Raw genomic sequence first — 13,687 nt, forward strand, 5'->3', positions numbered from 1 at the left:
TAGGATCCTGGGTCGTGCGGGTTCTTCTGGTGGGTGGTGGGGGGCGGGAGCATGCGCTCGCGCTCGGGTTGGCCAACGATTCGGCCGTTACCGCGCTGATCGCGGCGCCTGGTAATCCGGGTATCGCCGGGTTGGCCGAGCTGCGGGCGGTGACTCCGACCGACCCGGCCGCGGTGGCCGCGCTGGCCGTGGAGACCGCGGCTGACCTGGTGGTGATCGGGCCGGAGGCGCCGCTGGTCGCCGGGGTCGCCGACGCCGTACGCGCCAAGGGCATCGCCGTGTTCGGCCCCTCGGCCGAGGCCGCCCGGCTCGAGGGTTCCAAGGCGTTCGCCAAGGATGTGATGACCGCTGCCGGCGTGCCCACCGCCCGGGCGTACGTCTGCACGGACGAGGAGAGCACCGCACGGGCGCTCGACGAGTTCGGCGCGCCGTACGTGGTGAAGGACGACGGCCTCGCCGCCGGCAAGGGCGTGGTGGTCACCGACGACCGGTCCGCCGCGCTGGCGCATGCCCGGGAGTGTGGCCGCGTGGTGGTCGAGGAGTTCCTCGACGGCCCGGAGGTCAGCCTGTTCGTGGTGACCGACGGCGAGGCGGCGCTGCCGCTGCTGCCCGCGCAGGACTTCAAGCGGATCGGCGACGGCGACACCGGCCCGAACACCGGCGGCATGGGAGCGTACGCGCCGCTGCCCTGGGCCCCGTCCGGCCTGGTCGACGAGGTCATGCGTGACGTGGTCCACCCCACCCTGGCCGAGTTGCGCCGCCGGGGCACCCCGTTCGCCGGCCTGCTCTACGTCGGGCTCGCGATCACCGCCGCCGGCCCCCGGGTGATCGAGTTCAACGCCCGGTTCGGCGATCCGGAGACCCAGGTGGTGCTGGCGCTGCTGGAGACGCCGTTGGGCGGGCTGCTGCACGCGGCGGCCACCGGCACGCTGGCCGGGCACCCGCCGCTGCGCTGGCGTCCCGGTGCCGCGGTCACCGTGGTGCTCGCCGCGCAGGGTTATCCGGCCGCGCCGCGCACCGGCGACGTGATCACCGGCGCGGACCGGCCGGGCATCATCCACGCCGGCACCGCCCGCCGGGCCGACGACGGCGCTCTGCTCTCCGCCGGCGGCAGGGTGCTCTGCGGTACGGCCACCGGCCCCAACCTGTCCGCCGCCCGCGCTGCCGCGTACGCGCTGGTGGACGGCGTGGAGTTGGCCGGCTCGCAGCACCGCACCGACATCGCCGCCGCCGCGGTCGACGGCCGGATCACGATTCCCGGCTGATCGGTAACCCCCGTCGCAGCCGCCACCCGCACGGCCACGTCGGATGATCGTGGCATCGAGTGGCGGGGGTCGCGCCGACCCGACCGCCGTACGACCGGACGGTCGAGTTCCGCCGCCCAGGTCCTAGGCGCGTACCCCCACCGGGGGCTGCCCCGAGGGGCCCTTCCGGAGCAGCCAGCCGACCGGCGGGCTGACCAGCGGACGCAGCGCCCACGCCACCGGCCGGCTGGCGGTGATCCAGACCACCGCCACCACCACGGCGACGAGCGCCAGCAGGGCCGGGATGCTGTCGACTCGGCTGTCGAGTGTGGACCACGCGAAGGCCAGCACGCCGAACCCGTGCAGCAGGTACGGGTACATGGAGTTGGCACCCCAACCCGTGAGGAACGTCTGGCGGCGCGGTGCCAGCATCATGATCGCCCAGGTCATCGCCGACGCGACGGCCATCAGTCCGAGCCGGATCAGGACGCCGTCGGTCAGGTCCACCCCGATGCGCTGGTAGGCGCTGTTCCAGTACAGCCAGAGGTTCGGCAGGCGCGAACCGACCAGGTAGGCGATCGGCACGGCAGCGATGAGAACGGCGACCGCGGCGAGCCGCACCCGAGGAGACGGGCGGTACGCCAGTTTGCCGCGTCCGAGCCAGACGCCGAGGACGAAGAAGGGCAGCATGCCGGCGACCCGGTTCAGCGCCAGGGCGTGGCTGAGGACCGTCGTTGCTCCGGCGAGGAGCGAGACCCCGATCGCGATCAGGATGGCTCCGCGGAGCTGAGCGAAGAGCGGAGCGAGCAACCGCCAGATGAACAGGGCGGGCAGGAACCACAGGTGGTAGACCGGGGACAGGAACTGGTTGACCGTCCAGTCCATGGGCTGGTCCATGGCCGTGTAGAAGCCCATGTAGAGCAGCTGGAACACCACGTACGGCGCGAGCAGATCGCGGACCAGCGACGCCGCCCGGCGTCCGGTGAGCTCGGTTGCCGAGAGCATCCCGGACAGCATGGCGAAGGCCGGCATGTGGCACAGGTAGACCAACGTGTAGATCGTTCTGCCACCCGGCGAGGAGCCCACCGTCTGACCCACGGTGTGGCCGAGTACGACCAGGACGATCAGTAGCCCTTTGACGTTGTCGATGTACGGGTCGCGGGTGGCGGGCGCGACCGCGACGCCGCTGCTCTCAGGCCGCACCAGGGTTGTCACGCGGCAAGGCTGCCGGGTCGCCCGATACTTGATCTAGCCTGAGTGGTCAGGATCACACCGAGTCGAGCTGGCGCAGGCCCCTGAGCGGTCGGTCAGCCGTAGTAGCGGCGCAGTTCGCGGCTGAGCACCTTGCCGGTGGCGTTGCGGGGTAGGTACTTCACGAAGACCACGTCCCGGGGTACGGAGAAGCGGGCCAGGTAGTGCCGCACGTACTCGCGGACCGCCTCGGGGTCGAGCGTCTCGCCGGGGTGCAGGGCGAGGAAGGCGGACAGCCGCTGGCCGTACTCCGGGTCGGGCACGCCGATCACCGCGGCCTCACGGACCTGCGGTAGCCGGGCGAGCAGGTCCTCCACCTCGGAGGGGAAGACGTTCTCTCCACCGGAGACGATCATGTCGTCGGCGCGGCCGTCGACGAAGAGCAGACCATCGGTGTTGACCCGGCCGAGGTCGCCGGTGTCGAGCAGACCGTCGTGGGTCTCCCGGTTCGCGCCGGAGGTGTAGCCCTCGAAGAGCATCTCGTTGCCGACGAAGATCCGGCCGACCCGGCCACCGGGCACCGGCTCGCCGCTGTCGTCGAGGATCTCCAGCCGGGTGCCGTGCGGCGGCCGGCCGGCGGTGGTCGGGGCCTCCCGCAGGTCGGCGGGCCCGGCGATGGAGGCCCAGGAGACCTCGGTCGAGCCGTACAGGTTGTAGAGCACATCGCCGTAGGTGTCCATGAACGCCGGGGCGAGCCCACCGGGCAGCGCCGAGCCGCTGACCGCGGCCACCTTCAGCGTGGGGCGCGGGTCCGGCGGTGGCACCTCCAGCAGCCGTTGCAGCATCACCGGTACGGCGAAGAGGGCGTCGCACCGGTGTGTGGCGAGCGCGGCCAGCGTGGCGGTCGGGTCGAAGCGGCGGTGCAGCACGATGGTGGCCCGCAGCGCGAAGGACACCTGTAGCGCCGCGAAGCCCCAGGTGTGGAAGATCGGCGCGGCGATCATCACCGTGTCCCGGGCGTGCAGCGGGATTCGGTCGATGATGGACACCAGCGGGCCGAAGCCGTTCGGGGTGGGCCGGCGGGCACCCTTGGGGGAGCCGGTGGTGCCGGAGGTCAGCACGATGATCCGGCCGTCGCGCTCCGGTGGGCGCAGCTCGCCCGGCAGCGCCCCGGCGATCAGCTCCGCGTGGGCGCGCTCGTCGACGCGGTGCAGCTCGGCTGGGAGCCCGAGGACCGGCTCGGCGAACTCGTCGTCGTGCACCAGCACGCGCAGTCGCTGTTCCTCGGCGACGGTGGCCAGTTGCGCGGCGGAGAGGCCGGTGTTGACCAGGACCGCGTCGATGCCGAGCAGGGTGGCGGCGACGATGGTCTCGATCAGGCCGTGGTGGTTGCGGCAGAGGATGCCGATCCGGTCGCCGGCCTGCACGCCGAGCGCGGCGCGTAGTGCCCGGGCGAGCCGCTCGGACCGGTCGAGCAGTTCCTGGTAGGTCAGCTCGGTGCCGTGCTCGTCGATGACCGCCGGCCGGCCGGGGTCCCGGGCGGCGGCTTGGCGCAGTTCACCGGCGAGGCTCCAACCCCAGGTACGCAGGGCGTTGAGCTGCGAGGCTACCCGGATGGGTCGGCCGGGGGTGAGCAGGCCGCGCCGGGTCAGGGTGGCGACGACGAACGGCAGGTCCATGCTCTCGGGCCTCCTTCGGGGGGTGCGCGGAAGGGCCCCCGAAGGGACCCTTCCGCGGGCTCTCTTGTCGATCATGCACCGGATCCGCCCTGCTGCCCAACCGGTGTGATCAGCGGATCTGCATCCCGGAGATCGCCCGGGAGATCACCAACCGCTGGATCTCGGAGGTGCCCTCGAAGATGGTGTAGATCTTCGCGTCCCGGTACCAGCGCTCCACCGGGTGGTCGCGCAGGAAGCCGGCCCCACCGAGCAGCTGCACCGCCTTCTCGGTCACCGACACCGCCACCTCGCCGGCCTTGAGCTTGGACATCGACCCCTCGCCGGCGGTGAACGGGCGGTTGTTGCGGCCCATCCAGGAGGCCCGCCAGACCAGCAGTCGCGCCGCGTCGATCTCCATCCGCATGTCGGCCAGCGCGAACGCGACCGCCTGGTTCTCGATGATCGGCCGTCCGAACTGGACCCGGTCCTTGGCGTACTCCAGGGCGTACTCGTAGGCGGCCCGGGCCACACCGAGCGCCTGCGCGCCGACGGTGGGTCGGGACAGCTCGAACGTGCGCATCGCGGCCTGCCCGGTGGCCCGCTGACCGGAGCGGGCCCGGTCCAGGCGTTCCAGCAGGGCGTCCCGGCCGCCGAGCAGGCACCGGCCGGGCACGCGTACCCCGTCGAGGAAGACGTCGGCGGTGTGCGACGCGCGCAGGCCGAGTTTGCGCAGCTTGCGGGTGGCGGCCAGGCCGGGGGTGCCCGGCGGTACGACGAACGCCGCCTGGCCACGCGAGCCGAGCGAGGGGTCGACCGAGGCGGTGACCACGTGCACGCCGGCGATCCCGCCGTTGGTGGCGTACGCCTTCTGCCCGGTCAGCACCCACTCGTCGGTGGCCTCGTCGTAGACGGCCCGGGTGCGCATCGAGCCGACGTCGGAGCCGGCCTCCGGCTCGCTGGTGCAGAACGCGGCGACGGCCGGCGAGTCGACGTCGCCGAAGCACTGCGGCACCCACTCGACCATCTGGTCGGGGGTGCCCGCGCCGTAGATGGCGGCGACGGCGAGCGAGGTGCCGAAGATGCTCAGGCCGATGCCGGCGTCACCCCAGAAGAGTTCCTCGCTGGCGATCGGCAGGGACAGCCCGGTCGGGTCGGCCCAGCAGGTGGCGAGGAACTCGAAGCCGTAGAGGCCGACCTTGGCGGCCTCCTGGATCACCGGCCACGGGGTGTCCTCCCGCGCGTCCCACTCTGCGGCGGCCGGGCGCACGACCTCGGCGGCGAAGCCGTGCACCCAGTCGCGCAGATCCCGCTGTTCCTCGGTCAGGTCGAGCGAGAACTCGGCCATGTCAGGCCTTGGGGATGTCGAACAGGTTGGCGATGTTGGCGGCCAGACCGAGGTCGCCCTTCGCCTTCAGCTTGCCGGTCATGAACATCATCACCGGGTTGGCGCCACCGGAGACGATCTTCAGGAACTCCACCGGACCCATGGTGAGGCTCAGCTTGGGGTCGTGCTGCGGGGTCTCGTTCACGTCGCACTTGCCGTCGGCGATGACCACCTCGTAGGTGTCGCTGCCGCCGTCCGGGCGACCGGTGATGACCCAGTGGATGACCGCGTTGGTGGAGCCGGCCCGGTCCGCGCGGAACAGCGACGGCATCCGGCCGAACACCTCGCCCAGGATCTTGCCGCGCTGGTCACCGGACATCACCTGGGCGATCTTGTCGTCCGGGGTGGACTTGACCAGCTGGGCGAACTCCTTGGGGCCGACGTTGGCGAAGTTTGCCGGGTCGAAGTCAGTCATGGGGGAAACACCTCTCGGGCCGTCCGACTTGGTTACTCCGGCGTAACCCTACGCACGAGTAGGTATGCTCGCAAGGTGTCCACCGCTCCCACCTTCAAGCGCCTGCCACGGGCCGTCCGCGAGCAGCAGATGCTCGACGCGGCCGTCAAGGTCTTCTCCCGACGTGGCTTCCACGCGGCCAGCATGGACGAGATCGCGGAGGACGCCGGCATCTCCAAGCCCATGGTCTACGCGTACCTCGGCACCAAGGAGGAGCTGTTCGTCGCCTGCCTGCACCGGGAGGGCACCCGGATGATGCAGGCCATCGCCGGCGCCGCCGCCCCCGACCTGCCGGCCGACGAGCGGCTCTGGCGAGGGTTGCGGGCCTTCTTCGGCTTCGTCGGCGCGTACCGCGACGGCTGGGCGGTGCTCTACCGGCAGGCCCGGGGCGAGCAGCCGTTCGCCGGCGAGCTGGCCACCATGCGGGCCCGACTGGTCGAGGTCGTCGCCGGGATGCTCGACCACGCGCTGCGCGCCGAGGGGCGCGAGGTGGCCGCCACCGACCTGGAGGTCGTCGCGTACGCCCTGGTGGGCGCGACCGAGTCGCTGGCCGACTGGCTCGCGGACCACCCGGATGCCGACCCGGAGAAGACCGCCACCCGGATGATGAACGTGGCCTGGCTCGGCGCCGGCCAACTCCTGCACGGCGTCACCTGGCGCCCGCCCACCGACTGACGCCCCGACCGGTCATCGCGCCGGTGTCCGGCTCGCCGGCTCGGGAGTTGGCCGCGGCCGTCCGCACGGTGGCCGCCGGCAACGCGATGCTCGCCCCGACGGTGACCCGGCGACTGATCAGCTCGTTCGCCGAGCGTGGGCCGGCCCGCCGGGACGGTCAGCGGTGGGCGGCCGCCCGGCGGCGCAGCCGACGAACGCCCTCGATGCCGAACGTGACGATCACCGCGAGCCCCACGCCGGCGAGCACACCCCGTATCGGATCACGTTCGAAGGCCAGCCCGCCGAAGTAGCCGAGCAGGCCGCAGTACAACGCCCAGGTGACCGTCGCGATGCTGTCGAAGAGCAGGAACGACCGGCGTGGGTAGCGCACCGCGCCCATGGTGAGCGTGACCGCGGTCCGGCCGCCCGGCAGGTACCGGGAGGTGGTCAGGATCAGACCTCCGCGCCGGTCCACCGCGCGCCGGGCCCAGTCGGAGCTGGCCCGCCGACGACTGCCGGTGGGCAGGTGAGCCAGCCGGTGCGCGCCCCCGCCCCGCCCGATGGCGTACGAGATGTGGTCGCCGACCAGGGCGCCGACCGCGGCGCTGGCGATCACCGCGACCAGGTTGGGGTTCGCTCCGTCGGCGGCCAGCACCCCCGCGGTGATCACCGCCGCCTCGCCCGGCACCGCCGGGAAGAACGCGTCGACCGCGGTGAGCCCGAAGATCACCAGGTACACCCACGGTGAGGTGACCGTCCCCCGGAGCAGGTCGAGCAGGGCGTCCATGCCCCCAATGCTCGGTGGCCGGCCGCCGGGGGGTGGCGCTTCGCCGACTTTGCGCCACCCGACCCGTTCGGTCAGCGCACGGTGCCTGCGAGGTGCGGCCGGCCGGTGCGGGGGTCGTGCAGGGCGAAGTCCCAGCCGTCCTCGGCGCGCTCGGCGGAGAAGCCGATCGTGCCAGGCAGCGCCACCGGCAGCTTGAACGCCACCTCGACGGTGCCGGCGTCCGGCAGCCGGTTCTCCAGTGCGGCCAGGCAGCGGGCCTTGGTCCACATGCCGTGCGCGATCGGCCGGGGGAAGCCGAAGAGCCGGGCGCCCAGCCGCGAGGTGTGGATCGGGTTGTGGTCGCCGGAGACCCGTGCGTAGTCGGTGCCGACGCGAGTGCCGACCCGCCAATGGGCGGTGGCGGCCGGCGTCGCGGGCCGGTCACCCCGGTCGCGCCGGGCACCGCCGCCGTCGCCGCGCTCCCGGCTGAGGTACGTGGCGACGCCGCGCCAGACCTCGGTCCCGCCGGCCGAGGCGACCAGCACCACGTCGAGCTGCCGGCCCCGCTCGTGCGGTCGCAGGTGCTCGGCGTACGCGGTGAAGTCCAGCAGCTCACCGGCGAGCACCGGGCGGTGGGTCGTGATCCGGTTGGCCACGTGCACCAGGCCGGTCACCGGGAACGGGAACTCCGGCGCGGTCATCAGCCGCAGCGCCAACGGGAAGCCCAGCACGTGCGGGTACGTCACCGGCAGCCGCTCGGCCAGCGGGAAACCGCAGACCCGGTCGTAGTCGGCGAGGTGTGCCCGGTCGACCTGGACGCCGGCGACGGTCAGCGCGACCGCCGGCACCGCCCGGTCGCGTCGGCCACCGGGCAGCGCGCCCCGCAGCGCCCGCCGGTACAGCGGGCCGGTGGCCGGCAGCCGAGGCAGCTCGACGGTGGCCCGCACCGGCTGGTCGTCCGCGGCGCTCATCACGCCCCCAGCAGGCTCTGGCCGCAGACCCGGACCACGTTGCCGCTGACCGCGCCGCTGGCCGGCCAGGCCAGCCAGCCGATCGTCTCGGCCACGTCGACCGGCAACCCTCCCTGGGCGAGGCTGTTCATCCGCCGACCCGCCTCGCGGACCACCAGCGGGATGCGCGCGGTCAGCCGGGTCTCGATGAACCCGGGGGCCACCGCGTTGACGCTGACGCCCCGGTCACGCAGGGCCGGTGCGAGCGAGTCGACCAGCCCGATCACGCCGGCCTTGCTGGTGGCGTAGTTGGTCTGCCCCCGGTTGCCGGCGATCCCGGCGATCGAGGAGACCGAGACGATCCGCCCGCCGGCCGGAATCAGCTTCCGCTCCAGCAGCACGTCGTTGATCCGCTCCTGACTGGAGAGGTTGACGTCGATCACCTGGTCCCACCGGTCGGCGTCCATCCGGCCGAGCGTCTTGTCCCGGGTGATGCCGGCGTTGTGCACCACCACGTCGACCCGGCCGTGCCGGCTGGCCAGGTGGTCGGCGAGTCGGGTCGGCGCGTCCGGCGCGGTCAGGTCGAGTTGGACGGCGGTGCCGCCGATGTCGTTCGCCACAGCGGCCAACGCGTCCCCGGCAGCCGGGACGTCCAGCGCCACCACCCGAGCGCCGTCGCGGGCGAGCACCCGAGCCAGCGCCGCACCGATGCCCCGGGCGGCGCCGGTGACCAGCACGACCTGCCCGTCGAGCGGGCGGTCCCAGTCGGCCGGGGCGCTCGCGTCGCCGGTGCCGACCCGGATCACCTGCCCGGAGACGTACGCGGACCGGCCGGAAAGGAGAAATCGGAGGGTCGATTCGAGGCTCGTGAGCGTGCTGGCCGAATGGTCCGGGCCGGCCTGTTCGTCGGGGGCGGCCGTGGCGGTGCTGCCGTCGCGGGTCACGTACACGAGTTGCGCGGTGACGCCGCGGCCGAACTCCTTGCCGATGCTGCGGACCAGCCCCTCCAGGGCCCGCTGGGCGGTGGCCTCGCGCGGCGTCGGGCACTCCTGCGGCGGGCTGCCCAGCACGACCACCCGACCGCTGGGCAGCACGGCCCGGGCCTGCGGGTGGAAGAAGTCGTAGAGCTGGCGCAGGTCGGTCGAGTCGGTGATGCCGGTGGCGTCGAAGAGCAGCGCGCCGTACCGCTGCGGGGTGTCGGTGGATGCGGTGGCGGCCGGATCGGCCAGCTCGACCCCGGCGGCGGTCAGGATCCGGGCGACCGGCTCGGCGAGCCGGCCGCCGGTGGCCGCGCCGAGCAGCGCCGGCGCGGGCAGCAGCGCGTCGCCGGGGCGGTGTCGGCGCAGTCGCGGCGGGTCGGGCAGCCCCAGGCGCTTGACCAGCGCGCGGCCGGAGGCCGATTGGACGAAGCTCGCGTACCTGTCGGTCATGGGCGTAGCCTACTGGCGAGTAGGGTTCGAGCAACACATGTCGAGGAGGCGGATCGTGCAGAGCATCCGGCGGGTCGCGGTCATCGGGGGCAACAGGATCCCCTTCGCCCGTTCCAACTCCCGCTACGCGGACGCGTCCAACGCCGACCTGCTCGGCGCGGCGCTGGACGGTCTGATCGCCCGGTACGGGCTGGCCGGGCAGCGGGTCGGCGAGGTGGTGACCGGCGCGGTGCTCAAGCACTCCCGCGACTTCAACCTCACCCGCGAGGTCGTGCTCGGCTCCCGACTCGATCCGCACACCCCGGCGTACGACATCCAGCAGGCCTGCGGCACCGGCCTGGAGGCGGCCATCCTCGTCGCCAACAAGATCGCCCTCGGGCAGCTCGACGTGGGCATCGCCGGTGGCGTCGACACGACCTCCGACGCGCCGCTGGCGGTCAACGAGGAGATGCGCCGGACGCTGCTCAAGCTCAACTCCGCCCGCACGCTCGGCGAGCGACTCAGGATCGCGGCGAAGCTCCGTCCGCTCCAGCCGTTCAAGCCGGAGATCCCGCGCAACGCCGAGCCGCGTACCGGGCTGTCCATGGGGGACCACGCCGCCCGCACCGCGCTGCGCTGGCAGATCGACCGGCGCTCCCAGGACGAGTTGGCGCTGCGCTCCCACCAGCGGCTCGCCGCCGCGTACGACCGGGGCTTCTTCGACGACCTCATGACGCCGTACCTGGGCCTCACCCGTGATGCGAACCTGCGCCCGGACACCAGCCTGGAGAAGCTCGGCTCGCTCAAGCCGGTCTTCGGCACCCGTGGCCCGGACGCCGAGCACGCCACCATGACCGCCGGGAACTCGTCGCCACTCACCGACGGCGCCTCGACCGTGCTGCTGGCCAGCGAGGAATGGGCGAGCGCGCACAACCTGCCGGTGCTGGCCTGGTTCAGCTGGTCGGAAACGGCAGCGGTGGACTTCGTGCACGGTGACGATGGGCTGTTGATGGCCCCCGCGTACGCGGTGCCCCGGATGCTGGCCCGGGCCGGGCTGACGCTTCAGGACTTCGACTACTACGAGATCCACGAGGCGTTCGCCTCGCAGGTGCTGGCCACCCTCGCCGCCTGGGAGTCACCGGAGTTCTGCAAGGACCGCCTGGGTCTGGACGCCCCGCTGGGCGCGATCGACCGGGACCGGGTCAACGTGAACGGCTCGTCACTGGCCGCGGGGCACCCGTTCGCCGCCACCGGCGGGCGGATCGTGGCAACGCTGGCCAAGCTGCTGGCGGAGAAGGGCGGCGGGCGCGGGCTGATCTCGATCTGCGCGGCCGGTGGTCAGGGCGTGACGGCGATCCTGGAGCGCTGAGCGCGCTCGGCCGTCACCTGACGCCGCCGTTCGGAAATGGCGACGCCCGCCGGACCAGTTGGCCCGGCGGGCGTCGGCGCGCTGGGCCGGCTCAGCCCAGGGTGAACTTCTCCCAGGTGCTGATCGCGGGCCCGTTGGCGATCAGTGGCTTCGCCCCGGCGCCGCCGGCGCTGACGTAGCGACCGTTGACGGCGGCCTTGAAGCTGACCGTGCCGTCGCTGTTGCGCACCAGCGTGAACCGCTCCCAGAGGCTCGCCGCCGGAGCGGACGCGATCAGCGGCTTCGCTCCCGCGCCGTCGGCGGACACGAAGCGGTTGTTGACGCGGGCGAGGAGTGCGACCTGCCCGCTGCCGAGATCCACCACGTCGAACCGCTCCCAGAGGTTGGCCGCCGGGGCGGATGCGATCAGCGGCTTCGCCCCGGCGCCGTCGGCGCTGACGTAGCGGCCGTTGACCCGCGCCTTCAGCGACCGGTTCGCGTCGGCGACCGCCACCTGGTGGAACTTCTCCCAGGTGCTGATCGTCGGTCGGCTGGCGGACAGGGGAACGGCGCCGCTGGGATCGGCGGTGACGTACTGGCCGTTGTCGGCCTTGAGGCTGACGCTGCCGTCGCTGTTCCGGTTGAGGCTGAACCGCTCCGGAGCGGCCACGACCTGGCTCATGGCGTGCAGCCAGCCCGGGCCGCCGTCGGAGGTCCGGCTGACGTACCGCCCGTTGAGGTGGGAGAAGAGCGCGACCTGGCCAGCGCCCGCGTCCGCCAGGTCGAACTGCGCGGCGAGGCCCAACTCGGGCCTGCTCGGCACGAGACCCGTCGGGACGCCGACCGCGTCGACATAGCGGCGGTTGGAGAGGGCGAGCAGACCTACCGTCGCGGTCCGCCGTAGGACGCTGACCTGCTGAGAGCTGGTGTCCGTCCGACCGTCGGTCCCGGTCACCTTGACGCTGACGCTGTAGGTGCCCGGGTTGGCGTACGTGTGCGAGGCCACCGCTGTGCTCTGGGTGACGCCGGACCCGTCCCCGAACTCGAACCGGTAGGACTCGATCGGATGGAGGCCCGGCGTGGAGGCGGAGGCGTCCAGCTTCACCGAGCGCGCTCCGAGATCCATGCTGACGCCGAACGACGCCACCGGGGGTCGGATGGTCTCCACCGCGCCACGGTCGGCGTAGGTGATCGGGCCGGCACCGGTGTTCGAGACGGCCGGGTCGTCCATGCGCGGGGTGCCGCTGCGGTCCAGTGCCTGGAAACCGGGGGCCGCGGAGTTCGCCGAGTCGATGTCGTCCCGCGGATTGCCCGTCTCCCGGTCGTGGGCGGCCTGCCCGGACGCGGCCCGGAACTGGGCGAGGCTCATCCGGGTGTTCCAGGCGTAGATCACCGGCGAGTCGGCGTAGTAGTGATACGCGTTGTTGTAGTCGACAACCGTCTTTCCGACGGCGCCGCCGTAGACCCCGATCTCGACGCCGTCAACGGCCGAGCCGCAGTAGCCCTGGCCGAAGTGGCCGTTCAGCTTGACGCTGTTGTTCTGGACGGAGACCCCGGACGACGCCCCGTCGACGCGGACGCCGTCGAGGCAGCGATCCTTGACGGTGTTGTTGGTGATCGCCGTGTTGGCGGCACCGTTGTTGTGCACGCCGTACCCGGCGCCACCGTTGATCAGGTTGTTGGCCACCACCGTGCCGGCCGCACCCGGCCCGAGCGCGACCGCCGCGCTGGTGAAGCCCTCGATGCGGCCGCCCACGTACGTGTTGCCGGGACCGTCGATCCGGACGCCCACGGTGTGGTCGGCGAGGCTCTGGTTGGTGTAGCCGCTCACGGTCGTGGCCCAGATGTCCACGTCGCTGCTCGCGGCGTCCAGCGTGATGCCGGCGGCGGCGCTCGGTCCGCCGACGGTCGTCTGCGACACGCTCGAACCGGTGACCCCGGCGAACCGGATCACCGGTGCGGTCGAGGAGTTGGACAACGAGTAGCCGCCGCCCCGGATGGTGATGCCCGAGGAATTGCGGACGTCGAGAGCAGGCAGGGCATCAGCGTCACCCGACCCGACGACCCGGAGGTTCTGAAGCACGACGTCGTGCTGACCGTCGATGACGAAACCGGCGGTCGCCCCCACCAGGTTGCCGGAGGTGGAGCGGCTCACGAACACGACCGGCTGCTCCGGGGTGCCGGACGTGGTGATGGTGACGCGCTCGCGGTAGTTGCCGCCGCCGATGTCGACGGTCTGCCCGCTGGTGACGATCGCCGCCGCGGCGCTGATCGAGCAGAACGGCAGCGCCAGGGTGCCGGGGTTCTGGTCGGAGCAGCCGGTCGGCGGGTTCTGCCGGACGTAGAGGGTGCCGGGCTCGGCCGCCCGGACGGGAGCGGTCGTGCCCAGCAGGGCCCCGCCCGTCAGGACGGCGGCGAGCAGGCCGGCGAGGGATGTTGTGCGCATGAGTGTCCTCAGGAGAGGAGGATCCGGCGGCCCGCCGGAAGTTAGCCGGAGACATCCTTCCTGAACGCCTGACCCGACGTTGACCCGGGCGACAAAGAGGAAACGGGGTGCGTGATCGCCCCGGAAGCGCGGAGTGCAGGCTGACGTTCACCACCTGTTCAACGGGTGGCCGGCTGCCGGCGA

At 72.5% G+C, this 13,687-nt stretch carries 11 protein-coding genes and 1 pseudogene; 4 read left to right on the forward strand and 8 right to left on the reverse strand.

Annotated elements, in window-relative coordinates; genetic code table 11:
- The first annotated feature begins 14 nt into the window (after nt 1–14).
- Nucleotides 15–1,265 carry a phosphoribosylamine--glycine ligase gene (gene purD / locus AB0K07_RS01780; protein WP_363750202.1) on the forward strand — a complete coding sequence of 417 codons (1,251 nt, stop codon included), beginning with the start codon at nt 15–17 and terminating at the stop codon, nt 1,263–1,265.
- A gap of 123 nt (nt 1,266–1,388) precedes the next feature.
- Here the strand turns inward: purD and AB0K07_RS01785 are convergent, their stop codons facing one another.
- From AB0K07_RS01785 to AB0K07_RS01800, 4 genes are all read right to left on the reverse strand, one after another.
- Complete coding sequence (locus tag AB0K07_RS01785; RefSeq protein ID WP_363750203.1) at nt 1,389–2,459, reverse strand: acyltransferase family protein; 1,071 nt, start codon at nt 2,457–2,459, stop codon at nt 1,389–1,391.
- Nucleotides 2,460–2,551: 92 nt separating this feature from the next.
- Nucleotides 2,552–4,114, reverse strand: a complete 1,563-nt coding sequence (locus AB0K07_RS01790; RefSeq protein ID WP_363750204.1) for an AMP-binding protein — start codon at nt 4,112–4,114, stop codon at nt 2,552–2,554.
- A 109-nt stretch (nt 4,115–4,223) separates the two neighbouring features.
- Entirely contained in the window at nt 4,224–5,438 is a 1,215-nt protein-coding gene (locus AB0K07_RS01795; RefSeq protein ID WP_363750205.1) for an acyl-CoA dehydrogenase family protein, read from the reverse strand.
- Between the two features lies 1 nt (nt 5,439).
- Entirely contained in the window at nt 5,440–5,892 is a 453-nt protein-coding gene (locus tag AB0K07_RS01800; RefSeq protein ID WP_363750206.1) for an SCP2 sterol-binding domain-containing protein, read from the reverse strand.
- Nucleotides 5,893–5,967: 75 nt separating this feature from the next.
- On the opposite strand from AB0K07_RS01800, the gene AB0K07_RS01805 reads away from it, so the two are divergent.
- Both AB0K07_RS01805 and AB0K07_RS01810 read left to right on the forward strand, forming a co-directional pair.
- On the forward strand, nt 5,968–6,606 hold the full coding sequence (locus AB0K07_RS01805; RefSeq protein ID WP_363750207.1) for a TetR/AcrR family transcriptional regulator: 639 nt from the start codon (nt 5,968–5,970) through the stop codon (nt 6,604–6,606).
- A gap of 32 nt (nt 6,607–6,638) precedes the next feature.
- Nucleotides 6,639–6,734: pseudogene (locus tag AB0K07_RS01810) on the forward strand (DNA-binding response regulator); the annotation flags it as partial.
- A gap of 29 nt (nt 6,735–6,763) precedes the next feature.
- Here AB0K07_RS01810 and AB0K07_RS01815 read toward each other — a convergent pair.
- From AB0K07_RS01815 to AB0K07_RS01825, 3 genes are all read right to left on the reverse strand, one after another.
- Nucleotides 6,764–7,372 (reverse strand): DedA family protein, encoded by a 609-nt coding sequence (locus AB0K07_RS01815; RefSeq protein ID WP_363750208.1) that lies wholly within the window; start codon nt 7,370–7,372, stop codon nt 6,764–6,766.
- Nucleotides 7,373–7,443: 71 nt separating this feature from the next.
- Nucleotides 7,444–8,322 carry a MaoC/PaaZ C-terminal domain-containing protein gene (locus AB0K07_RS01820; RefSeq protein ID WP_363750209.1) on the reverse strand — a complete coding sequence of 293 codons (879 nt, stop codon included), beginning with the start codon at nt 8,320–8,322 and terminating at the stop codon, nt 7,444–7,446.
- Nucleotides 8,322–9,731, reverse strand: coding sequence for a 3-oxoacyl-ACP reductase (locus AB0K07_RS01825; protein WP_363750210.1), 1,410 nt, complete (start codon nt 9,729–9,731; stop codon nt 8,322–8,324). Before AB0K07_RS01825 ends, AB0K07_RS01820 begins: the two co-directional genes overlap by 1 nt.
- Before the next feature lie 55 nt (nt 9,732–9,786).
- On the opposite strand from AB0K07_RS01825, the gene AB0K07_RS01830 reads away from it, so the two are divergent.
- Nucleotides 9,787–11,079, forward strand: coding sequence for an acetyl-CoA C-acetyltransferase (locus AB0K07_RS01830; RefSeq protein WP_363750211.1), 1,293 nt, complete (start codon nt 9,787–9,789; stop codon nt 11,077–11,079).
- A 91-nt stretch (nt 11,080–11,170) separates the two neighbouring features.
- Here AB0K07_RS01830 and AB0K07_RS01835 read toward each other — a convergent pair whose 3' ends face one another.
- Entirely contained in the window at nt 11,171–13,504 is a 2,334-nt protein-coding gene (locus AB0K07_RS01835; RefSeq protein ID WP_363750212.1) for a PKD domain-containing protein, read from the reverse strand.
- Between the last annotated feature and the right edge of the window lie 183 nt (nt 13,505–13,687).

Source organism: Micromonospora sp. NPDC049301 (genome assembly GCF_040678715.1).
In the GTDB taxonomy this organism is placed as follows: Bacteria; Actinomycetota; Actinomycetes; order Mycobacteriales; family Micromonosporaceae; genus Micromonospora.

What these genes read in the sequence shown, in the direction of transcription:
- AB0K07_RS01790 (WP_363750204.1), bottom strand. Translation starts at nt 4,114, where the DNA reads ATGGACCTGCCGTTCGTCGTCGCCACCCTGACCCGGCGCGGCCTGCTC.
- AB0K07_RS01795 (WP_363750205.1), bottom strand. Translation starts at nt 5,438, where the DNA reads ATGGCCGAGTTCTCGCTCGACCTGACCGAGGAACAGCGGGATCTGCGC.
- AB0K07_RS01800 (WP_363750206.1), bottom strand. Translation starts at nt 5,892, where the DNA reads ATGACTGACTTCGACCCGGCAAACTTCGCCAACGTCGGCCCCAAGGAG.
- AB0K07_RS01815 (WP_363750208.1), bottom strand. Translation starts at nt 7,372, where the DNA reads ATGGACGCCCTGCTCGACCTGCTCCGGGGGACGGTCACCTCACCGTGG.
- AB0K07_RS01820 (WP_363750209.1), bottom strand. Translation starts at nt 8,322, where the DNA reads ATGAGCGCCGCGGACGACCAGCCGGTGCGGGCCACCGTCGAGCTGCCT.
- AB0K07_RS01825 (WP_363750210.1), bottom strand. Translation starts at nt 9,731, where the DNA reads ATGACCGACAGGTACGCGAGCTTCGTCCAATCGGCCTCCGGCCGCGCG.
- AB0K07_RS01835 (WP_363750212.1), bottom strand. Translation starts at nt 13,504, where the DNA reads ATGCGCACAACATCCCTCGCCGGCCTGCTCGCCGCCGTCCTGACGGGC.